The 21,421-nt window shown below is 58.9% G+C and carries 29 protein-coding genes; 1 reads left to right on the top strand and 28 read right to left on the bottom strand.

Going from position 1 to position 21,421, the window contains the following annotated elements; translation table 11 throughout:
• Window positions 1-3 precede the first annotated feature (3 nt).
• The 15 genes from AB0305_RS04285 to AB0305_RS04215 all read right to left on the bottom strand — a co-directional run bounded on the left by AB0305_RS04285 (window position 4) and on the right by AB0305_RS04215 (window position 13,325).
• On the bottom strand, window positions 4-699 hold the full coding sequence (locus AB0305_RS04285) for a hypothetical protein (protein ID WP_366171698.1): 696 nt from the start codon (window positions 697-699) through the stop codon (window positions 4-6).
• Window positions 700-1,500, bottom strand: a complete 801-nt coding sequence (locus tag AB0305_RS04280) for a TrbG/VirB9 family P-type conjugative transfer protein (protein WP_366171696.1) — start codon at window positions 1,498-1,500, stop codon at window positions 700-702.
• Entirely contained in the window at window positions 1,497-2,276 is a 780-nt protein-coding gene (locus AB0305_RS04275; RefSeq protein WP_366171694.1) for a type IV secretion system protein, read from the bottom strand. The genes AB0305_RS04280 and AB0305_RS04275 overlap by 4 nt, the downstream gene beginning before the upstream one ends.
• 9 nt (window positions 2,277-2,285) lie before the next feature.
• On the bottom strand, window positions 2,286-2,477 hold the full coding sequence (locus tag AB0305_RS04270) for a hypothetical protein (protein ID WP_366171692.1): 192 nt from the start codon (window positions 2,475-2,477) through the stop codon (window positions 2,286-2,288).
• The gene (locus tag AB0305_RS04265) at window positions 2,474-3,418 is read right to left on the bottom strand and encodes a type IV secretion system protein (RefSeq protein WP_366171690.1); all 945 of its coding nucleotides are present in this window, start codon (window positions 3,416-3,418) and stop codon (window positions 2,474-2,476) included. Before AB0305_RS04265 ends, AB0305_RS04270 begins: the two co-directional genes overlap by 4 nt.
• A 19-nt stretch (window positions 3,419-3,437) precedes the next feature.
• Window positions 3,438-3,764 carry a hypothetical protein gene (locus AB0305_RS04260; protein WP_366171688.1) on the bottom strand — a complete coding sequence of 109 codons (327 nt, stop codon included), beginning with the start codon at window positions 3,762-3,764 and terminating at the stop codon, window positions 3,438-3,440.
• 262 nt (window positions 3,765-4,026) lie between these two features.
• A complete protein-coding gene (gene virB5, locus AB0305_RS04255) occupies window positions 4,027-4,758 on the bottom strand; it encodes a P-type DNA transfer protein VirB5 (protein WP_366171686.1) in 732 nt (243 codons plus the stop codon).
• A gap of 72 nt (window positions 4,759-4,830) precedes the next feature.
• Window positions 4,831-7,320 (bottom strand): hypothetical protein, encoded by a 2,490-nt coding sequence (locus AB0305_RS04250; RefSeq protein ID WP_366171685.1) that lies wholly within the window; start codon window positions 7,318-7,320, stop codon window positions 4,831-4,833.
• Between the two features lie 10 nt (window positions 7,321-7,330).
• Window positions 7,331-7,705, bottom strand: a complete 375-nt coding sequence (locus tag AB0305_RS04245; RefSeq protein WP_366171684.1) for a VirB3 family type IV secretion system protein — start codon at window positions 7,703-7,705, stop codon at window positions 7,331-7,333.
• Window positions 7,706-7,708: 3 nt separating this feature from the next.
• Window positions 7,709-8,005: a TrbC/VirB2 family protein gene (locus AB0305_RS04240; RefSeq protein WP_366171682.1), complete on the bottom strand. Its 297-nt coding sequence runs from the start codon at window positions 8,003-8,005 to the stop codon at window positions 7,709-7,711.
• Between the two features lie 54 nt (window positions 8,006-8,059).
• Window positions 8,060-8,740 (bottom strand): lytic transglycosylase domain-containing protein, encoded by a 681-nt coding sequence (locus tag AB0305_RS04235; RefSeq protein WP_366171680.1) that lies wholly within the window; start codon window positions 8,738-8,740, stop codon window positions 8,060-8,062.
• A 153-nt stretch (window positions 8,741-8,893) separates the two neighbouring features.
• Window positions 8,894-9,265, bottom strand: a complete 372-nt coding sequence (locus tag AB0305_RS04230; protein WP_366171678.1) for a hypothetical protein — start codon at window positions 9,263-9,265, stop codon at window positions 8,894-8,896.
• 238 nt (window positions 9,266-9,503) lie between these two features.
• Complete coding sequence (locus AB0305_RS04225; protein ID WP_366171676.1) at window positions 9,504-10,262, bottom strand: LuxR C-terminal-related transcriptional regulator; 759 nt, start codon at window positions 10,260-10,262, stop codon at window positions 9,504-9,506.
• A gap of 277 nt (window positions 10,263-10,539) precedes the next feature.
• On the bottom strand, window positions 10,540-12,018 hold the full coding sequence (locus AB0305_RS04220; protein WP_366171674.1) for a M81 family metallopeptidase: 1,479 nt from the start codon (window positions 12,016-12,018) through the stop codon (window positions 10,540-10,542).
• A complete protein-coding gene (locus AB0305_RS04215) occupies window positions 12,015-13,325 on the bottom strand; it encodes an MFS transporter (RefSeq protein ID WP_366171672.1) in 1,311 nt (436 codons plus the stop codon). Before AB0305_RS04215 ends, AB0305_RS04220 begins: the two co-directional genes overlap by 4 nt.
• Before the next feature lie 188 nt (window positions 13,326-13,513).
• Between AB0305_RS04215 and AB0305_RS04210 the strand changes: the two genes are divergently transcribed.
• On the top strand, window positions 13,514-14,431 hold the full coding sequence (locus AB0305_RS04210; RefSeq protein ID WP_366171670.1) for a LysR family transcriptional regulator: 918 nt from the start codon (window positions 13,514-13,516) through the stop codon (window positions 14,429-14,431).
• A gap of 174 nt (window positions 14,432-14,605) precedes the next feature.
• Here the strand turns inward: AB0305_RS04210 and AB0305_RS04205 are convergent, their stop codons facing one another.
• The 13 genes from AB0305_RS04205 to AB0305_RS04145 all read right to left on the bottom strand — a co-directional run bounded on the left by AB0305_RS04205 (window position 14,606) and on the right by AB0305_RS04145 (window position 21,413).
• Complete coding sequence (locus AB0305_RS04205; protein WP_366171668.1) at window positions 14,606-14,965, bottom strand: hypothetical protein; 360 nt, start codon at window positions 14,963-14,965, stop codon at window positions 14,606-14,608.
• Window positions 14,966-15,464: 499 nt separating this feature from the next.
• Complete coding sequence (locus tag AB0305_RS04200; RefSeq protein ID WP_366171666.1) at window positions 15,465-15,695, bottom strand: hypothetical protein; 231 nt, start codon at window positions 15,693-15,695, stop codon at window positions 15,465-15,467.
• A gap of 31 nt (window positions 15,696-15,726) precedes the next feature.
• Window positions 15,727-16,362, bottom strand: coding sequence for a HEAT repeat domain-containing protein (locus AB0305_RS04195; protein WP_366171664.1), 636 nt, complete (start codon window positions 16,360-16,362; stop codon window positions 15,727-15,729).
• Window positions 16,363-16,445: 83 nt separating this feature from the next.
• Window positions 16,446-16,772, bottom strand: coding sequence for a hypothetical protein (locus AB0305_RS04190; RefSeq protein WP_197335150.1), 327 nt, complete (start codon window positions 16,770-16,772; stop codon window positions 16,446-16,448).
• Between the two features lie 54 nt (window positions 16,773-16,826).
• Entirely contained in the window at window positions 16,827-17,423 is a 597-nt protein-coding gene (locus AB0305_RS04185; protein WP_366171662.1) for a hypothetical protein, read from the bottom strand.
• Between the two features lie 87 nt (window positions 17,424-17,510).
• The gene (locus AB0305_RS04180; protein WP_197335154.1) at window positions 17,511-17,900 is read right to left on the bottom strand and encodes a hypothetical protein; all 390 of its coding nucleotides are present in this window, start codon (window positions 17,898-17,900) and stop codon (window positions 17,511-17,513) included.
• 145 nt (window positions 17,901-18,045) lie between these two features.
• Window positions 18,046-18,495, bottom strand: a complete 450-nt coding sequence (locus tag AB0305_RS04175) for a hypothetical protein (protein WP_366171660.1) — start codon at window positions 18,493-18,495, stop codon at window positions 18,046-18,048.
• A gap of 241 nt (window positions 18,496-18,736) precedes the next feature.
• On the bottom strand, window positions 18,737-19,105 hold the full coding sequence (locus tag AB0305_RS04170) for a hypothetical protein (RefSeq protein WP_048933483.1): 369 nt from the start codon (window positions 19,103-19,105) through the stop codon (window positions 18,737-18,739).
• 89 nt (window positions 19,106-19,194) lie between these two features.
• Window positions 19,195-19,524 carry a CPCC family cysteine-rich protein gene (locus tag AB0305_RS04165; RefSeq protein ID WP_366171658.1) on the bottom strand — a complete coding sequence of 110 codons (330 nt, stop codon included), beginning with the start codon at window positions 19,522-19,524 and terminating at the stop codon, window positions 19,195-19,197.
• Between the two features lie 28 nt (window positions 19,525-19,552).
• Window positions 19,553-20,065, bottom strand: coding sequence for a hypothetical protein (locus AB0305_RS04160; protein ID WP_366171656.1), 513 nt, complete (start codon window positions 20,063-20,065; stop codon window positions 19,553-19,555).
• Between the two features lie 31 nt (window positions 20,066-20,096).
• The gene (locus AB0305_RS04155) at window positions 20,097-20,555 is read right to left on the bottom strand and encodes a DUF6882 domain-containing protein (RefSeq protein WP_366171654.1); all 459 of its coding nucleotides are present in this window, start codon (window positions 20,553-20,555) and stop codon (window positions 20,097-20,099) included.
• 75 nt (window positions 20,556-20,630) lie between these two features.
• A complete protein-coding gene (locus AB0305_RS04150) occupies window positions 20,631-20,921 on the bottom strand; it encodes a hypothetical protein (protein WP_366171652.1) in 291 nt (96 codons plus the stop codon).
• A gap of 174 nt (window positions 20,922-21,095) precedes the next feature.
• The gene (locus AB0305_RS04145; RefSeq protein WP_366171783.1) at window positions 21,096-21,413 is read right to left on the bottom strand and encodes a TonB family protein; all 318 of its coding nucleotides are present in this window, start codon (window positions 21,411-21,413) and stop codon (window positions 21,096-21,098) included.
• Window positions 21,414-21,421 lie beyond the last annotated feature (8 nt).

Raw genomic sequence — 21,421 nt, 5'->3', positions numbered from 1 at the left:
CGCTTATCCGAATTGAGAGGTCGGCAGGCCGTGCTGCAAGCTCATCCGCTCCAGGCGGATCTCGCCATCGGCTGGCGTGTTGAAGTGTTGGCGCAGCATCGTGGCGATCGCAGCGCGGTAGTGATTGCGGAAGCCGAAGCGGTGGCCCATCACGGCCATCCCAACCACCTGCACCACCAGGAACAGCCCGCAGTACCGCAGGAGCGTGCGCATCGCGTGCGTCACGTTGGCCGGGTCGGCGCTGAGCAGATTGCGGACGACGGCGGTGTGCGCCTCCGGCTCCAGGAGCGCCAGCGCGAACGCGCTCCCAACCATTCCCAAAGTCAGACCGACGAGAAGCTGGTTGGTGATCAACATCGCAACCTTCCCGGCATTCAGCAGCTGAGCCACCGCATTGCTGCCGTCATGCAAGGCCAGGCACTGGATCGCCGCATACTCGGCATCGGTAACGGCACCGACCTTCACATCATTGATTGACACGCTCCATACAAAGGGCGCGTCGGTTCTTGCCCTACGGGACAAGCGCGCATCTATCAACTTGAAGAGAAGGTGACCAAGCAGCACGCCCGCGAGGAAGGACTCCACGGATACCGCAAGGCGCAGCGAAGCGCCGAAGGCATAGCCAAGCCCCAAGGAGGCGATCACGGCAGGCAGTATCAGGACCACCCAGCGTTTGAGGAGGTTGTGTACCCAATTCATTCAATGTTCCTTCGTGAGACGCACCGTGCCGGGCACCGTCGCGCCGGCGGCGTTGTACTGGCCCTCAGGGGAATAGCCGTCGTTACGGATGCCCAAGACCGAATTGCCCAGGCGGGCCAGGAATTCGCGCGCGACCTCGTGCACGACGATCGTGTCGGCCTCCATGTGATACGCGGGCAAGGCTTCGGACCCATCCGCGCGCTTGACGAAAATGCGCGGCAGATCGCGGGCGGTCGCGTATCGGAAATACGTGAAAGTGCCGTCGTCCCAGGCCGCCGTCGGCGCCAGTTCGGTATGGCCACGCATCTGGTAATCGGCGTTGCGTGCCTTGGCAGCGCCTTTGGTCAGTTGAGCCACGGAGACGATCTGGGCGCGCTTGCGCGCATCCTCTGCCGATGCACGGGCCCGCGTGTCCGGGTAGTCGAACTTGAGCACCCAGGTGGACGGCACGCCGCGGGTGGCCGTTACCAGGTCGAAGGTGTAGGTCCTGCGGCTCGTGACAACCATCAGGTTGGTGTCGGGCCGCTGCGCCGCGCGCTTGAGCAAGATCCAGTTCTTGTTGGCCGAGACGTTCCAGGCCTTGCCGTCACCCATGCCGGCGCCGTCGTCCTCGATCGTCTCGCCGGGCTCGAGCTGCAGCATGATGGCTTTGCCAGGCGTGGTGGCGACCTCATAGACCTCGTTGGGGTCATAGACGGCGCACTGGATGTGGCTCTCGAACCCGCACGCACCCGGAATCACGCGCGCGGCCGCCGGAATCGCCGCCAGCGTGAGGGCGGCAACAGGAATCCATCGCTTCATTGGTGGGCTCCTTCCGGCGTGCTCGTGTCTTCGCCGCTGCGCGACCAGTCGCGCGTCACCGTGTAGCTGGTGGCCTTCCAGCCGGTCGGGTTGATGTCCTGCTGTTCCTTCTTCTCGGGGACGTTGTCGTGCCGGTACGTGATGGTGGCCACCCAGTACGTGGTCTCCGATTTGATTGCCGAATTGATCGGAACATACTTGCGCGAGAACATGACCTGGGCGGTCGTGCCGACAAAGCTGATCGCGCCGATCTTGGGGATCACGCGCGCATCGTTTTTGAGGACCTTCAGGGGCGAGTGCTCGCTACGGATGAAGTTGTCGTACAGCTCGCCTTCTTTCTCGGAACTCATGGCCTTCACGGCGTCGTGCATGTCCTGGATCGTTTCCCAGTCATAGCCTTCGCGCCGCTCGACGTACTTGCGCAGATCCGCGCGATCCGACTTCTCGCCAAAGGTCACCTTGCCGTCGGCCGAGGTCGGTAGCACATCTACCTTGCCGGTGGCGTTGTCGACGCGCAGCACCGGCGGCGGGTTCGGGCGCTTGACCACGAACGCGGTAGTCGCGCCGGCCACCGCAATGATCGCGATCGCGCCCATCCACTTGACCGCCAGCATTGCGACGTCGGCCGACCGCTCGCGCGACTCCACGCGCGACTTGGCCAGCTGCTTGCACTGTTCCAGATACCACTTGCCCAACTCAAGGTCATCGAGCTGCGGCATGGCCAGCGTTCCTGCAGGGGTGCTGCCCTGAAGCTTGTTTCTCAAAATATTGAACATGTCCGTCCCTTACTTCGACAGGGTTCGATTGATCGGCTGCCACGCGCCGGATGGCTGTGGCGCTTCGGGGGCGCTTGCGCAGGCGGCCAGGAACGCCGCCAGCGAAATGACGATGAGTGTTCTCATGGGGAAATCAGTCGAAAAATTTGGATGAGGCGCGGCACCGCTGTCGAGCGCGGCCGTACCGATCGGCCTGCTCATGCTCCCGGCGCCGGCCGGGCGCCAGATGTGCCTTCCATCGAGCCACCACTGCTGCCCTTGCCGCCACCGCCCTTCATGAGATCGCGCATGGCGTTCATCGCCCGCGCCGCTTGGCCGATCTTGCCGACCATGCTGGAGATGCCGACGCCGCCTGAGAGCTGCGAAGCAAGACCCGGCAGGTTGAGCGAGATGACAATGAAGGAAACGCCCATCAACACGAGCTTGATGAGCGACCCAAGCGTGGCGTTGTTCGGAGAGATCGATGTCGCAAACCGAATCTCAATCATGCCCGCGGCCGCCATCAGAGCAACGAGGAAGCCATAGCTCAGGCATTGCCCGATCCATGCCTCACAGAACCGGCGCGTCGCTGGGAACAGCGCCGCTGAGATAAACATCGGCCCGATGGCCAACAGCAGACCCAAAGCGAATCGCGACAAGATGATGTAGGCAGCGGCAATCGACATGAACGGCATGCCGAAGAGCAACGTGATCGCGATGTAGACGATCGCATTGAGCGACTCTTCGATGCCGTCCGCAGCCTTGAAGATTTGCCACATGACCTGCGCGTACTTCGTGGCCAGGGTGTCGAGCGCGGCGCCAGTCGAGGTGTTGCCGCACAGCGCGCGAGCGATGTCGTCACCCAAGCCGTTAAAGAACGGAACAACGTACTGGCTGTAGTAACCGATGTTCATTCCAAGTGTCAGCACCACAGCCCACCCCGCCATGCGCTGAATGAAGTCAGGCACTGGCTCGTGGCTATGCCCGCGCCAATAGGACACCATCACCAGCATCACGTAGAGCGAGAAGCCAACTGCCATGAGCGGCGTAATGAGCGCGATGATGTTGGCTGAACCGGAGTTGATGACGCCCAACAGGTTGTTGTCGAAGTCATTGAACATGTCGGTAAAGACCGTCACCTGCAGGTTTCCACTATCTGCCATGTGTCACTCCCTTTTGGTCTTACATCCGCTGCAGTTCGACTGGGCCAACCATCGTCATGGCGAAGTACCCGGTTTTCGTCACAAATGGCTTTTCCTTGCCTCCGTCAGACCACCCGGCAGGAACGCGAATCAAAGCCAGCGCCTTGGTCTGCAGTCCGATAGGCTCCACATCCACTGCATGGCGGGTCAGTCGTTCGAGATCGGCTCGCGTAAAGGGCCGCACTTCCTCCAAGGTGCGATCACCGCCCAGCAGCATCGATGTCCTGGGACGTCGCCAGTGATCGTGGCTGAACTCGAACAACTGGTATTCCTGGCCATCCTTGGTGACCTTGAGCAACGGAGTCACTTGACCAGTGTTCTTGGTGACGTATCCGTAGGTCCCGATCAAGTCATCCGGACTCGGCTGTTTGCTGGCCGTGGTGGAAGAGCGGTCGCACCCACTAAGGACGAAGAGGGTTGCCAGCAGCGCGAGTACTAGACGCCTCATTGCGTTTCCCCGAGAAACTTGCGTTTGAATTCGCTCTCATGCTTGCCGTCACCGTTCCCAGTTTTGCTGCAGCCGCCCAGCGCGGTGCACATCACCAGCAAAACAACCATTGCACGCCGCATCATTTGTCAGCCCCTAGGAAGTTGTTCTTAAAGTCACGGTGACGTTGCTCCTGTGCCAAGCGCAGTTCTGTCTCCTGCAATTGCGACATCAGGTTCAAGCGGGTCTGCTCGTTCTGCACCATGGTGTATTCGGCGGCCCAGCGGTTCTGCAGGTCTGCCTTGGCGGCCGGGTCCTGGGTCAGGTTGGACTGCTGCATGAGCGACTGGATGTTGTTCAGCCGCGAGAGCGTTGCGCTGTAGGCCTGCATGGTTATGGCTTTGTTGGCTGCGAGCGTGTCGTAGTAGCGTTGCTGGCCGGCCGTCGACGCATCCGTCAGTCCTTCCGACTTCGCGATCTGCTGGGCCGCGTTGGAGATGCCGTTCAACCGACCGCTCTTAACCTGGTCGTACACGGCCTGCCATTGATCGGGCAGATAGCTGCGCAGCTTGGGGTCGTTCAAGATGTTCCCGTAGCCCCGGTTGCCAGTCACCGCGTCGTACTGGCTCTTCATCTGTTTGAGCTGCTCCATCAGGTTCTGCACCATCAGCATGGCCTGCGCCAGGTTCGACACATCGAGCACCGGAATGCCCGTTGCGTTCGCCGTGGACAGGCAGAGGGCGCTCGCGAGCGCCACCACGGTTCGCCGTGCTGCTAGAGAGAGCGGCCGCTTCTGTTTGAGCATCCGTGTCAGCGACACGCCGCAGGACATGCCCCGCCGCGCGGGCGCGCAATAAAGCTGTTGTCGTTCCATTGTTCTGTTTTCCTGTTGTTGAGAGGACTCGGTGTCACTCCCCCCTGCTTTCTTTTTATGAACGCTGGGCCGTTACGCTGCCCGCCGATGTTCGCTGTCGTTTGCGCTTTGGCGCTGCTCGCGGCGTGCTTGCATCGCAGCCTCAAGCAACGGTTTCCATATCGACGGGTCGTTGCCGTACTCCGCTATCAGCTTCTTGCGAGTTTTCTCCTCGAATACGCGGTCCTGCAGGATGGGAAGCCACACATCGGGGTTCTCGCCAACCTCGGCCATCACCTCGTCGAGCAGCTTGTTGTTCTCCTTGTTGCCAGAGAGCACCACCATCTCGTCCTCGAAGCCGTACAAGTCCAGCGTCGCAAACGCAGACTGGTTGCTCTGCTTGATGAGGCACGTGCGCGATGACTTGGAGAGCCGCTTGAACTCCGTGAACTCCTTGGGCGTCATGTTGGTGCGCTGGTAGCTGCTGTATTCCGCTTCGGGATCGGGCAAGAAGATCTTGGTGGCCGTCTGGCTACGGATCTGCGGCCAGATCTCGCTGGCCATTCCCTGCTCCGGCTGCTGCGACACCAGCACCAGGAACTCACCCTCCTTGCGGCCTGCGCTCAAGACCTTGGCCATCTCATCGCGCGTGCGCTTGAACTTGATCGGCGCCCAGTACTCCTCGATGATCGACATCATCAAGCCGCCGTCCTTCTGCATCAGGGCCTTGAGGTGGAACAGATATGCAAACAGCGGCTCCGACGGCGCGTAGTTGTCGACAAGGAATTCCGTCACGTCGAAGCACACGTGGCGCTGCTGCGTGACATCGACCAGCGACCTGGGTCGGTTGTCGAACATCCAGGCCAACGGTCCGTCTTCGGCGTGACACCATTGGCCCAGACGCACGTACAGGCTGTCACCGCCCATGTTCGGAATGGATTCGAGCAATCGGCTGAAGGTGCGCTGCGACAGATCCTCCAGGGCCATCACGGTGTCGACGGCATCCTTGACCTGCTTCTTCTCTTCGGCGGTCAGCTTGCCGTCGGCGTCGCGCCCGCAGATGTTGACCATGTCGTACAGGAATTGGCGGTTGTATCCCGTGTCCGGCAGCTCGAAAGGCGCCAGCCCGGTCGCCACACCGCGCTGCAGCGAGATATACGTGCCGCGCAGCATCTTGAAGAAGATCTTCATGCCGCCGCCGTAGTCCAGGCCGAACAGCATCGGATCGAAGCGCATGAAGAACGACGCGATGGCCAGCTGCAGGGCGGTCTTGCCCACACCGGTGGCGCCGTGAATTACCGTGTGTCCGGCGATCTTCTCGCCGACGTTGAACTCGTCGTCGCGCGTTGCGTGGTAGTTGAAGCTGTAGAGCTTCTTGGAGACCGTCTGCAGCGGCATGACGGCGGTGCCATCGCCGATCGGATTGCCCTTGGATTTGCCAGCCGAGTAGTCGTGGAGCGAAAACGTCGATGCGAGGTTGCGCGAGCTTTTGAGCATCGGCCGCGGCAGGATCTTTGCGCCCGGCACCTGGCTGAAATACGTGTACGGCGCGGACGCAGTGGCCCGCACCCAGCCGACACCACACTCGCCCTTGGAGCGCACCTTCACCAGTTCGCCGCGGTCGATGGCTTCCTTGGCTGTGTCGCCGTAGACCACCAGCGCGCCGTGATATTGGCCGAATGCCAGCTCGTTGGCGCTGACCAGCCCTTGGGCTTTCTTGAGTTCCGCGATCTGTTCGGCTGCCTTATCTCCCACCGATTCCAGCTTGTTGATCTGGCCCTCAATGGCCTTGTCGGCACCGGCAGCCGTCAGACACCCAAACGATTGGGTGATAGTGAATTCCGCGTCCAAAGTGAGCAAAGGATTCAACTGACCCCATCCGCTCCTAGGGAAATCCTTCAGGTCGTAACACGTGGCGAACTTCTCGGCGGTGTCGGTGCGGATGACGAGCAGGTCATAGCCGAAATGCAGCCAAGAATCAGGAATCTGTTCGTAGCCCGGGGCCGCCGTGACCGGCACGGCAAGGTCCGTCCCGTTGACGAGTTCGCCAATGAAGCGGTACGGCTCGGAGAACGGCAGGCCATTGCGCTGATAGGTCTCCAGATACTCGGGATCGTAGTCACGCAGCGACTTGACGGCTTCGTCGCCCAACTGCTCGATCGCTTTGAGGCCATCGTCGAAGTCGTCGTACTTCAGGAGCAGCGACAGGTAGAACGAATTCTCAAAGTAGTTGCCGTTGTGGAAGCGCTTCAGGTACTTCGCCGTGAAGTCCTGCAGGAACTGCGATTGAAATTGATAGGTTTGGCGGAACGACACCTTACGGCGCTTGAACGTAGCCCACATCGACAGGCGGTTACCGTGGTCGCGGCCGATCCCCGCGTAGAAGCCGCTCAGGTTGTCGAACAGATTAGTCAGCAGTGCGTCGCTGGCCGACTCGAACGGAATGCCAGTCAAACGCATGCACAGCATCACCCGGCCGTCTTCGTAGTGGGTGACGCGGGGTGTGATTGGCATTTCGATGCGCGGCAGCCACGCTTCGATCGGCGGCACCTTGCCAAAGTCGCTGGTCAATTGTGCTTGCATGGTCAAATCCTTATTGCGCGCGCTCGGACGGCGCCTTGCGGAACGGCCGGCGATAGACGCTGAGGTGTTGGCCGTAGCGAATGGGGGCCAGGGTCAGGGTGTGGCCGAACATGCGCCAGGAGCGCCGGCGCAGCACGCACAGCACTTCGAGCCACAAGATGCGCAGCGCCTGGTCGTCGGTCTCGCATGTCTTTCGGAGGAACAGGAGAATTGGGACTGATAGGCCGCCAAAGAGCAGCCCGCCCGGGCCCATGAAGACACCGGCGATCAGCGCAACGAAGACGAAGAACCCAACTACTATCAGCAGTGGGATCAGCGGGACGCCCCATAACATCGCGACCCTGCCAAGGCCCGCGAATGCAGAGTACTTTGGCTTCTCCGTCATGGCTTAGCTAACGAAGAGGTTCCAGGCCCACGGCACGATCACGACGGTCGCGCCTACCGCCGCCACCTTGGCGATGGCCATGCCGAAGTCGGCCCACCGCGCTTTGTCGCTCCAAACTTCCAGGCCGACCCACAAGAGATAGACGGATGCGCACGCGCCTACAAAGCCGTACAACCAAAGCTTGAAAGTGTTGGCGGCCTGCGTGCCGGAATCCAGGCCGCCGGCGAATGCCGGGGCACAGCACAGCAAACCTGCAAACAGGGCTGCCAGGATCAGGGGATTTTTCTGGGGGGTTTTCAACTGCGTTCTCCTACGGGGATGCCGGCGATGCGGCTGGTTTGAATCGGGGGAAATTCACTGCGAACGGAAGTCGCCAAAGGCGTCCCACTTCGCGCGCGCGCTGGCGCGCTCGTCTTGCGCTGCTTCGGGGGATGTTTGGGGTGCGGCGACAGATGTTTGTCGAGCAGACCGTGCCGGCGTGGGGTTGCTAGATGCGCGCGTGGCTGGCCGATCCAGCACAACGGGGATGGCTGGTACTGCATCGACAGCCGGATTAGCCGCGGTCGGATTCGCCGCGGTCGCATTGGCAGCAACGCGTTGCACGTAGCTCGTGCCGCCTCGTTCAACCTGGAACCCGCGAGTGAAATTGCCGCTGTAGTAGCAGCTGATGGCGGCGTTCAACGCCTTATCAGGACCGACACGTGCGCGTGCGCGGTCGTAGCACTCTTGGAGGATGCGAGCGCCAGCCTGCAAGTTGGCGCAAGCGTCAAAGACGGTGTCGTAGCTCAGACCAAAGCGCGGCAGATGGGCCTTGTTGACCTGGCCCAAGCCCATGCTGAAGTTCAGACCCTGGGCGGCCAGTGCCTTCGCTGTCGCAACCGCCTCCGCGCGTGTCTTCGGCTGGCGGACCAGACGGCCGCCAACGACACCAATTGCATAGGGGTTGAAGCCGGATTCCGCGCGAACGACGGCCTGTAGCGTCGTCGGATGGACACCGGGAGCGCACTGTTGCGCAAGCGTATTGAAGTCAACCATGTGACCTCACTTACGCGCGCGCGTTTTCACAAGGCGAGCAAACGCTATAATGGGCGCAGCCATTTGAGCCTCTCACGGGTTTTACGATGGTCAGGCTGGCATTGGTGCTCGTAACACCGATGCCGGCCGCTTTTACGATTGGACCGCTCGATCCTATCCTTCCGCTCTTAGTTGCCAGACCTTGCCTTCAACCGCGATCGACAAGTTCTGACAGTTCTCGCAGTACTCATTCACGAACAACAGCGCATCCTCCAGATACCGCCAAGTTTTGGTTTTGCCTCGGTTTGTCTGGACCTGATACTGCTTTGTGGTTCTCTTGTCGGCATCGAGCACGCTGACGGCGATAACCCACTTCCCCTCTTCTTTCTGAAGGTCCAGGAAGTAGTTGTTTGAGCCGGTAAGCGCCACTGCCGCCAGTTCCCTAAATGTGAAGTACATATCCCCTCTGCCAGTTGCACAGGCGTATTTTCCATGGCCTGAACCGCAGAACGGGACTTTCGCCGCTGCATTGAGCAAATCATACACCGTTTTCGCTTCACTGAAATCAAAATGATCATTTTGATTTCAAATTGAGCGCGCTGTTGCCAGGGAGTTCGATGATCTCGCGATCGCAGCAACCCGGCCCGCGGCTGAGTCCCATGTGAGAAAACAGACCGGCGCTCGATCCAATGAGCTGCTACTTCAAATCACTAAGGGTCGTCGCAGCGGATCTTGCGATCCGCTGACAAAGAGCGTCGAGCATATCGGCCGCCCCTGACGTCCGCTATAGCACTTTCGTCCCAAGACTCAACGGCGAGGCGAACCACTTGGATGCAAACACTGCTACCCCTGCCCGATTAGAACAACCCATCTTGTCCATGATCCGGCTCAGATGATGTTTCACCGTGCTTTCAGACGCGCCAACCAGTGCAGAGATCTCCGCGTTGCTCTTGCCCTTCCCGATCCATTCCGCAATTTCGCGCTCTTTCTCCGTCAGGCTTGCAAGACCTTGCGAGGCAACAAGCCACTGCTTATCTGAATTCGCAATGGCGCGCACAAGCGCGGCGTGAAGGACCGGGGTGAGGAAGCGCAGGGTGGCGTCGAGCCCTTGTGGGTCGATATCGGGTAGTCGGTGAAAGCTGAAATAGGTGCCGACGAAGTTCTTCTCGTCGAACATTGCATCGGCCACGGCGTTGCGCAGCTCATGCTTGGCGAATTTGGCGAGCCAACTGGCGTCGATATCAGGCCATGGCGCACGAGTCTCGAAGTAGACCGGGCGATGCGTGGCCAGCCACCGCCGCATCAGCGGTGTGTCGATTCCGCCGGCGGAGTTCTCGATGGCTCTGAGATGCTCGATTGGGTAGTCGACTAAGACCACGTGATCCATGGAAACGCCGGCAGAAGTGATCCGCCCGTGTCCACATGCCAAACACTGGTGCCTTAAGACGAGACCGACATCATTGCGCGTCCATGCTTTGAAGTCGGCAATCGAATGAACATCCTCCGCCGCGATAATGCAGCGTTCAATGGCGTTGGTTATCATGACTTTCACACTGGTGGTACACACAGAGCTGCCTGTCCGCGCCAACTATTGCGGAGTCGCCACACGGCGACTCGCCCTCGCTTGGCGCGGATAGGCGCGTATTTCCCCCAGTTCGGGCTATTCTGAAATCACGGCGGGTACTTGATGGCCGTGACTGTGCTGCCCGTTTCGCGCTTCATGAGCGCCAGACGCTTGCGGAAGATTCCGCCTTCCCCGTATCTATTCGTTGCGAGCTGCGCCGCTTTCCCGCGCCTGGTTGATCGCGGTTGCGAACGTTCTACTTCGCGTCAATCCGTGCTGCCGGTCGCACTCGCATACCCGGCGCCAGCCTTGTCCATGGAAGCTCACCGGGATCGGCCAGCGCCACACCGGGCGCTTTTGCCACCAGCACCGCTTGGGCGATCGGTTCAAAATCTGCCCGGAAGTGCACCGAAGACTTATTCACCAGGATCTTCATCAGCTCGGGCTGAATGCCCACCATGCGGTACTGATTGCGGTCCATCATCTGTGCACGTGCCGATGCCACCGCAACATAGACGTCACCAATGCGTAGGCAGGCCGACATGCCCAACTGAAGCTTCAATCCGCTCATCATCGGGCCATCAAGAACACATTCGCCGTCGGACAAACTTACAATCGTGAACGTCCCTTCAAATGGTGCTCCAGAGCGGGAGCCAATTGCGAGCCGGATCTCGGCCCCGAGCCCTGCGGCGTGGGCTGCCTGCGCAGCATCAGGATCATAGAGAAGCCCAATTGCAGCGCGCTTGGCACCGTGCCTCACAAGTGCCGCCAGCATGCCCGTGGTGTTCGAGTCGCCTCCAGCGCCGGGGTTGTCCTGCGTATCGGCAATCACTACCGGCTTCTGCGCCGGCTCGGCAATCTTCATAGCGGCAAGCACGGCTTCGTCGGGCGACAGGAACGTTGTTCCCCACAAGGGCTCGTTGTCCAGTATGTCCCGGTATAGCGCGTCAACAGCGCGGTCTAGCTCTGCCATGTCCAAGCCGTAGCCAAAGATGGTGGGGCCACACTCGGGAAAGTCGGCAGCGGGAAAGCCCGGCGCAAACGAGAGTGACAGAACGCCACCTGTCTCCACTTGAGCCAAGCGCATGTACACACTGCGCGCAGGTTCTGCGCTCGTACACATACCGTTGATCGGAATGAGAAACGGCAAGCGTCGACACGCTTTGGCGACCGGCGACCTGGCTGTGGCAAGATCTTTGAGCAGCTGTGCGGCTCGCAAGCCCGTTGTGGCCATGTCCACGTGCGGATAGGTGCGATAGGCGACAAGCCCGTCCGCGCACGCTTGCATTTGCGCGGTCACGTTGGCATGTAGATCGAGCGACGCAACGATCAGCACCTCATCACCAGTCGCTGCTCGCAGCCTTGCGAGCAGTTCCCCTTCCCCGTCGTCACAGTGTTCGGTCACCATCGCGCCATGCAGATCGAGATAGATGGCATCGAAATCATGCTGCTGGGCAGCAGCGATGATCTCACCGGCAATCTTCTCGAATGCATCCTTTGTGACGGGCCCCGACGGATTCGCTGCTGCCCACAGCACCGGCACCAGCTCGTGCCCTGCGGCGTCCATGGCCGCCAAAAATCCGGCCACCGGCACGTTCGCATTGCGAAGAGATAGGACTTCCTCGCCCCGCTTCATCGCTGGCCACCCATCGCCGTTGACGAACAAGTCATAGGTCGCGCGGGAACGCGCGAAGGTATTGGTCTCGTGATGGAAACCGGCGATCAGGATCTTCATGGCATCACCGCTTGCGGGACTCCGGCCTCGCGGCGAAGCGCCAAAAGCACGGCCCCTATGACCAACAATGCGGCAATGACCAGAAGGCCGGCCTGCAGCGAACCAGTCACGCCCTTGGTCCAGCCGATGATGGTCGGGCTGAAAAAACCTCCAAACAGACCAATCGAGTTGATGAAGGCGATGCCGCCGGCCGCGGCAGTTCCTTTGAAATGCTCCTGGGGGATCGCCCAGAAAACGGTGTATGACGCAAAAATAGCCGCCGTCGCAAGCGTGATGCTGGCCAGCGCAGCAGGAAAGGATGTCGAGTAGGCAGCAACGGTCAGAAAACCCGCCCCGAGGATGGCGGGAGCCGCACTGTGCCACCTGCGTTCACCACCCCGATCAGAACTCCGGCTGAGGATGTACATGGCAACGATTGCTGCGAGATACGGCACGGCCGAGTACATACCGATTTTGAACAAGTCGGTGAGCCCTGCGGACTTCAGAATCGTTGGCAGCCAGAAGCTGACTGCATACAGGCCACAGATGAGGCAGAAGTACGCTGCCGCCAAGATATAGATTCGCGGGTCGGCGAGCGCTTTGGTTAGCGAGCTGGATCTGCCGGTGGCGGGTCGTTCCACCTGGCTGGCAATGATGGTCTTCTGCGCAGCGGTCAGCCAAGGTGCGTCTGTCGGCTTATCAACCAGAAACAAATACGCCACCCCCCCGAGCAACGCGGAGGGCACGCCTTCGATCAAGAACATCCATTGCCAGCCGGCCAATCCGCTAGCGCCAGCCAAATGCGTCATGATCCATGTCGACAACGGCCCACCAATCGCGCCGCCGACTGGTGCGGCGCCAAGCACGATGGCCATAGCCCGCGCCATTCTGGCCCGCGGATACCACAGGGACAGGTAATAGATCATGCCCGGCGCAAAGCCAGCCTCGAAGGCACCAAGCAGAAAGCGCAGCGTGTAGAACGCCGCCACGTTGGTGACAAACAGCATGGCCGCTGAGGTCATACCCCACAAGATCAGGATGCGGCTGAGGGTACGGCGGGCGCCAATCTTGGCGAGCAACAGATTGCTTGGCACTTCGAACAGCACATACCCCAAGAAGAAGATCCCCGCGCCCAACCCATATGCGGCATCGCTCAGCGCGAGGTCACTTTGCATCTGAAGCTTTGCGAAGCCGATATTGATGCGGTCCAGGTATGCGAACAGATAGCAAATCGCGAGAAACGGCAATACGCGCCAACTAACGAGGCGGTACACGGCAACCTCCGCCTCACGGATGCCCGACATATTGCTTGCTTCATTTGCTACCATCGACCGCTCTGCCATTATGCGAAACGTGGCAGGACTCTACACGAATCACATACTCTACGTGGCCGCGATTTTGTGGACGGGGTGGCCTCGAAATATGACCACCTTTGTTTCACTCCCTCGAGGGATGAAGCCACCCAAATGGTCGATTAACAATAGATAACAGTCGCTCATTACCCGAAGGCAATTGCATGTATGACATCACCCGCGCCAAGATGCGCGTCTTCCAGGCGTTACTCGAACACAAATCGGTCCGTAAAGCGGCGGAGCAGCTGGATATCAGCCGGACCGTCGTCAGTCGGTATTTGACTGAACTGGAAGAGATGATTGGGGAACGGCTCTTCGACAGAGCGGCGACTGGTCTCATGCCAACAGATGCCGTGCCCTACCTGCTTGAGTACGCTCGCAGTGTTGAGGCTTCGCACGAACGGCTGCTCGACGGAGTGAACCAACTGAAGTGTTTGCACACCGGCAACCTTCTCATCTCTTTGAGCGAAGGTCTGATCGATACGCTTATAGAGGACGTACTGGCAGGCTTTGCGGATAAATATCCAGGCGTAGAGATCGTACTGAATATGCGAGCGACCGCAGAGATAATCGACGACGTGCTGTCGAATGAGGCGCATATCGGGTTAGCCTATAACCCACCGTTGACCGAAGGTATCGAGTTCTGCGCGAGCGCGGTTCACAACATCGTGGCGGCCGTTAACCCCGATCACCCGCTAGCACAAAGCGAGGGACCGATCTCGCTCGCTGCAGCTCTTGCGTATCCCGTTGGAATCATGCCGCAGACATATGGCTTGGGCCTGTTGATTCGCACCATTGCCAAGGCGGAAAACCTCCGTCTAGCGCCAAGTTTCAACGCCAACACGCTGATGGCGCTACGCGCCTATGCGAGGCACGCAGGCGGCCTGGCATTCGTTACCGACTTTTCGATTCGAAAGGAAGTGGCAGCAGGCCAACTGGTCGGGATTCGGCTCGACCATCCGCTCACCGAAAATCAGTACGCCCGGGTACTGATCAAGGAGAAACGCCCACTGCCACGAGCGGCTCAAGAAGTCATCACCGCGATCAACCAGCATCTGGCAACACTCTCCACGCAACCTTAGCCTGCACACATCCAATGCAGAGAAGGATGGGGAGTTTCATTTCGACCACTACCCACACAATTGCGTCTCCTCCACGCCTGCGTCTTCCGACGTCCAGTTCGAAGGCAAAGGTGTCTGCGCTCGGTGTGCAGGACGCATTCTTTTGATTGAAATGCCACGTGACAAGGCAGGTTGCTAGCTCCAGAGTTTCCAGAATGGCTTACGCGGCGGCGGGGCAACGGTGGCTGCCTTCGGAAACTTGAAGCTCGCGCTGAATTTCCATGTTCCTTCGACTCGCCGAAAATCGATCTGTGATTCTAGCCAAGCCTCGCCGTTCTTCATGAAAGCTCCCCAGTATTCTTCACACAGCCGAGCAAGCTCGTCTGAAATGAACGCCTTGTCTTCCGCTTCCTCGTTTTTGAGCCTGTAGTCGATGCGGTGGCCATCACACTGAATTGTCAATCGACCGGCCTCCCACGATTCCGGCGAGCACCGAATGGCTTCGTTCACCAGCGCAGTCAGCGCTTCGTTATAGGCATCGAATTTGTCAGGCATTTTCAGGTGCGCATGCGTTCAGTTGTGTTGCGCCATTTTATTGGCGGAACGGCTGTTGTTGGCCGGGAGCGGACGCACGGTCAATTCGATATGTCTTCTCATATCGAATTGGAATTTTTGGGCTCCCAGTAGCCGCCGCTACCGTGATACGTTTCCGCGTGCAGCCAGAACTCTTCGCTGCAATGCAGGCAGCGAAAATGGTATTCAACGTAGTCATCCCACTTTTCTCCTCTCAGGAGTTCCTCGAAGGAGATGGAGGCGTTTCGGGGCTCAGAAATGGTTTCGACAAGCACCCCATCTGCGATGTTCTGTGCCGCAACTCTCACTGCTTTGTCCTGCTCGCGGGGATGTCGGATTGCGTAGCGAACACAAAGGTCTGCACATTTTTGACACGGCACGAGGGCCTCCGTCGAATCTCGCTTGGGCAGGAAGTCGTCCGATTTTCGATGATTGTGGCAATCATATCGAACGACAGAGGTTGGCTGATGGCAGACGGTGGCTATGGGTCGTCGCCTTTTCCTCTCAACGTGCCAGCACCTATCCAAGAGGCGACAACTACATTCACCGTTTCGACCACCGTATCCCAGTCGTTGGGGTCAAGTCCGTGTGATTCGATGCCATCGAGCGCGGCGATAGCTAGCCGCGTTGAGTGGTCACTTGCAACGTGGAAGCGGTCCTTAATCAACGCTGCCGCTCTTGCAATCATATCGCTGCTATAAAACACACTCATAGCTTGCTCGGTAGACTTGTTTGGACCCCGACTACCTCTTCAGCGCAAGTAGCGCATCATGCGCGTTCTCGACCACAAATTTTCGACCATCCTCGTCGGCCAATCGCACGTATTGCATAAGTTTGCTCGGGGCAACATCTTTGAGAACCCACAACGCAGCTATGCGTTGGTATTCGTGCCCCGTGCGCCACGCCCTCTCCGCAAGACGCTCGGCGTGCGGCGACTTCAATGCTCCAAGAGCGAGCAAGGCGCGTCTGCTGACGTATTCATCCTCGTCATCAACTAAGCGAAGGAGCTGTAATTCTCCTTCCTCTCTATTCGTGGATAGCGCCCCGAGCTGCACAGCCACTTGCCACTTTGCATCTGGCTCTGATGAGTCGATTGCTAGCCGCGCGAGTTCCAGAAGCGCGTCAGGCTTGCCAGCAAGTTGACGGGAAATCCATTCCATCTCATTGTCGCGGGCAATCGCATAGAGCAAGTTTGCACGGCAGCTTTCGCTCCACGCGTTCGGCGGAACGGATTCCAATACCGCAACTGCGGCATCCCATAGTGATTGCCAGTGGTCGTAGCTACACTCCCACTCGCCAGTTCGCTGGTGAGGCGGGAACAAGGCCGCCCACGCATTGAATTTCTCTACTTCTTCTTGCAATGCATCTGACGCGTTCATGGAGCCGCTTCTTCTATGGACTTCGGGATTGCTTGTCACTATGACACCTCGTACCGACGAATGCTCCTAGCTGAACAGTGACGTCAGCATTCTTCGACGAGCGGACCACCCGGTGAGCGCCATGCGATTCGTCGATACGTTCCTTGCAGCAAACCTTCATCGCGAAAGTGTTCGAAAATTTCTGCTGGGGACCACCCCGGACCTGCGGCGAAACAGAAGTCGTGTGCGCGCAGCTGATAGAACAGCGCGGCTTTCTCGCCATCGCCTCTGACGGTTATCGAGTATGTGCCGGACTCGTCGTTTCGATATTTGAAGCCCATAGCAACAAGCGCATCCTGAAGTCCAACATGGGGAGCTTTAACAACTACTTTCGAGGCGGACGCCTCGGCAACATAACCGGTATCGGACATACGATTTCTTCAGGTGGCCCAAACATCTTCGTTTCGGATTGACGTGGATGGCCGTCACGGCCTCCACACGCTGATGTCACCCTTTTCATCGACCGATTGCAACAGAAGTTGCGCGCGCCAGTCGACGAGCAACAGCCCGTACTTCTCGGACAAGGTCATGTAGGCCCGGGTCAACTGTGTATCGTCTCCCCCGCGAGCAACCGTGGCGCCCAGCGTGCTAATTCCCCCTGAGGACGTGAGTCCATAGAGCAGCACGGACCCAGGAAGCTCCAGAGTGAACCCATCCTTGACCTGCCCAAGAGGTCGAGAGCTAGTCGTCAGAATCGGTGACGGGCGAGTAACCGCGCCAACTGACGCCGCGACAGCGGACGGGGCATCGCTTCCTTGCACAACGCTCTCCCGAGGAATTCTGCGGGCGTAGATGTTGTTCCAACCGTGCTGAACCCCGTGCTTTTCTTCAAATGCCTTGTACTCGACCAAGTGGCCTTGGATTTCGGCGAGTCGACTACGCGGGAAGAACTCCAGTTGACACCACTCATCTTCGTGGAACTGTGGAGCGCCCTGGAACGATTCCTCGGTAGGCGTTGCGAACTCGATGTCGTCGGCAGCCACGGTCGGCATGGAAAACATGATGGTCTTGGCGTCCACCATCTGTATTGGGGGCTCAGCATGCGTCGCTGGTTGCATTCCGAGTGCCGTTAACACCGAGGAAAATAGCTTTTTCATAGTGGGCAGGAGCTAGAGTGGTGGCGCCGGCCGCCAGCGGACGTAGCCCGGAAATGGTCCGTTAGCCTGGAAGGCCAGAAAGATTTCGACAACCTGGGTAGCGATGAACCACTCGTCTGAGCGCATCGGGAGGTTTCCTGCTCCGAATACCAGCAATGTTCCATCGGGGCGTGCGGCGTTCGGCTTGTCGTGGAACGCCCTGGAGCGAACCTCTGCTGAGGCGTCGAATAGCTCGACCATGCAACTTACACCGCCCCCGGCGACCTGTACGTAGCTGCCTGACTCATTCGTCAACGAGGCGTAGGAAGCCCGCCCATAGCTTTTGAGCGACTGAATCGCTCTAGCAATCTGTGCTGGCGTCGCATTGCTGACACTGGCTTTACCTTCGACTTCGAACTTCATTGGCTGGCGCCTCAACGTCTGTTCTGGCTTCGGAAGCGGGAGCAATGATTTTCAGCCACGAAGTCCCGTTTGTCGAGCGACCGAAGCTGGCCGGGAGCGGCCTACAAGCGCGGCATCGGCCCCCGCCCTGTGTAGACGGGAAGTGTCACGGTCGCTGCCGGGACGAACTTGCAAACAATCGCGTTACAGCTCGACTGTTCTGCCACTCGAAATACATACCGCCAGCAAAGGAGGCAACTGCAAAAGCTCCGAACGCCAATGCACCGACCGGTATCCGTACCTCATTGCGTTCTACCAAGAGCAGCCATAGCAGTACGAGGGTAGCCAGACACAGCAAGCACAGGTAAACCAGACCGGCCAGCGGCGAGATTGACATCACGACCTTGTTGCGGTCATCGAATCGCCAGGCTTGCAACGTCTCCCAGTTTCCCGGCTCGCCCAGGACTACGGTAATCCGCATTCCCGGCAGTACTTCATGGAGCCCGGGAATCCTGACCCACCGCTGGCGAACATCTCCCGCAACAAAGTCGAACTCAGTGAACACGCCTTGGCGTGATGATTCACGGCGCAACGACGAAACCTCGTCGAGCGTCATTGAGATGGTCTGATACGTGTATCGCACAGTGCAAGGAAATAGTGACGGGCGCCGGCGTCAATGCGGCGTGTTATAGCGATGGAGAATCATCTCGAAAATCGCCCGTGCTCGCTCCTCCGCCATCCCGTTGTAGAAATCCTGCGAGAGCGGGTGGTCCGAGACTGCGAGCCTGACCAGCGGCCTGTCGTTTCCGGGTTGGAGAAAGGTCTGCGACTCCGGCTCAACAAGAGCAAACAAGAACCTAGCGCCTCAAATAATCAGTGAGCATTCGCTCAGCAAATGCCTCAGATTCTTCATCCGAGAACCACAATGCATGCCGCTGAAGCGCTGACAAGAACATCTCCTTGTTCAGGGGAACACCCCGCACATGCCACCAGTAGACCTTCCCAAGCACGGCGCTTCCGTCGTCTGGCGTGCCCAAACTGTCGAAGAAGGCCCGGCCGGCCTCGGACGAATTTCGATAGTAGGCGATGGAACGAATTAGGCCGTTCAGCCCAAAGTGCATTTGCCACAGGTCTGCTTCTGCTAGCTCTCGAATCTCACGCTTGGTAGCCTCATCTAGCGTGGCATCCAACGCCTGCAGCAGCTCCAAAATTCCCGCAATTCCCATCGAGTTCTCCCCGTCATTTCTTGTCCCGCTCGTACCGGTATCTAGAGCTCGTGAACCGACGTTCAGAGTTGTGGTTGGTGGTGCGTGAGTCACGGTTGGCGCGGTACATGCCGATAGAGGCCGCGCGCGTCCGACGGCAGGACCTTCGCGCGCATCGCCTCGCAGCACGCGCCTATGCGTACAAAATTGTCGCGCGCTTCCCGCAAGGTCAGCCCGTGGTTGGCACCCGACCGTAGGTCCAGCGACTCCAGCCCAAGGCCGTCGTCCTCCCAAAAGCACACGGGACAAATCTCCCAATCCCCTTTCGCGCCGAGGGTGAAGTGGTCGCAGCACTCGCATTGAGCATCGAAGTTCATTGTGGTGTTGTTATCCATTTTCGGCAGGCCGTCGAGTGGCCGCTTCTGGCCGAGAAGGGACATTTGCCTGCGGGGCAATCGCTCTCACTTTTCACGCTAGCCATTGGTCTGTGTCGCGATGCGCATCCAGACCCGCCGCCTCGAATTCATCGCGAAACTCACCTTTGGTCACACCGAGGTAGAGAAGCGCGCCGTTGATCGCACTACTTGACACCACAGGCGGACGAATCAGTTTGCCTTCAGAGATGAGTGCGTGAGCTTGGGTACCTTCACCGCCAAAGTACTCGGCCTCGACGTAGGCTAGCGGGGATTGAGCACCCAACGACTCGAACAGCGAGAGCAGTGTGACGGGCACTTCTGCGCCGTTCCCGTCGATAAGCGGAAAGAACGGTATTCGTTGCACGGCACGAAGCTCCGAGGCGAGAGGGAGCATCTCGAGGCCACAACGAAGGTGAACGATGCGAAACCCCTTGGGGAGTGTTTTCCCCGAGAAAGCTCCGTGGGCCGCGAGGATAGCTTGAAGTGTGTAAGCCATAGTTCTAGAAACGACCTTTTTATTCTTGGGCGAGGCAAACGACATCGGCAATGCGCGGTTGCGGATCAACTGGCTGCTCCTGGCCGCTAGCGGACGGCGGCTAGATTCTGTTCACGTGGGCAATCAAAACGTAGGAATGCAAAGCCGCATGAGGAATCCGATAGACCCCAGCCGTCTCCAAACACTTGCATGCCAAAGCTGCGATTTCCCACGCCATAGACTCGTCGCACTCGACGGTTTCCTGTGCAAACAACGCAAAGCCCGTTACAGCTTGAAGTTCCATAACGGCCCGAGACATCTGTTGTACTGGTTCCGGAAACACGTCATTGGCCCATGCCCAGCGGAGGATGCCCTTCTCGGGGATGTGTGTAGCAACGGGAAGTATTCCCGCGATTGCGCAGGGCCGCTCGCCATCAAAGAACGAAAGGGTCAGGCGCTCGTAGTCCACGACGAATCGCTCGTGGTGACCAATCCCATAAGCGTCAGCAAGAACTCTCTGCTTCGCGTCCAGTTCGTCCTGAGCGATTTCCAAATATGCGTCAAAGTCTTCGTCTGTCATCCAGGCCTCCGCAACGGAATGCGTGGCAATGACTCCCTCTGGGGAGCCTGAGTCGTCGTTCGCTCGACCGGTGAGCTAGATGTCGACCGCCTCGAGGACCCCATAAATCCTGTCGCGGATATGCTCACTTTCTGAGGCAACCGAGCACGTCCAGTTGTCTTGCATAACGGTGATGCGTTTCCCTTCAAACGCCAAATCGCATGCATAGCCGTCAAGGATGTCAACAACGCTAGGCATTGCCATGTTCAGATGCGCGCAAATGGCTGACACGATGAAGAGGAAGTAACGGTCCTCATAGGGGTGGATGTCGATGGAGGGCCATCTGTTGCCGTCCCAAGTGGATTTGCATAGCGTGAGCTTGGTCAACGTGACACCTAGCGTTGGTAGTGGGTGGTCGGCGGAAGCTGGCATTTCAACAACTCACTCGCTGAAGGTGGCAAGCGGCGCGTGCCCCCCAGTGAGCTGGCCACTCCTAGTCCATAAACTTGAACACGAATGACCCCTGCTGGCCGAAAGCGCTCAGCGAGCCGATGGCTGCTATTAGTCCGTAAGTCTGAACACAAATGACTTCAGGAAGTGGACCGACGTTACGGTGCCCGATTCAGGGTCTCGGAACGGAGCACATTTGATAGTCCGGGCGGCCCGGACGGCCGCGAAGTCCAGGGCGGCGCTACCGGAGGACTTGGTAATTTTTGTCTCGCTGACGTTTCCGCCGATATCGACTACTGTGTCAACAACGACACGACCTTCCGTGTGCGACCTTTGCTCCTCCACCGGAAAGAAGACCGTTGGGTCTTGGCACAATGCCCTGGTCTCACGAACATCCACCTCGCGCGGCGCCCCGTGCGCGCTAAGCATGACTGCAA

The organism is Arthrobacter sp. NPDC080086 (assembly GCF_040702285.1).
Note: the sequence above shows the minus strand (reverse complement) of the source record. Positions and strands in the feature narration are given on the sequence as shown.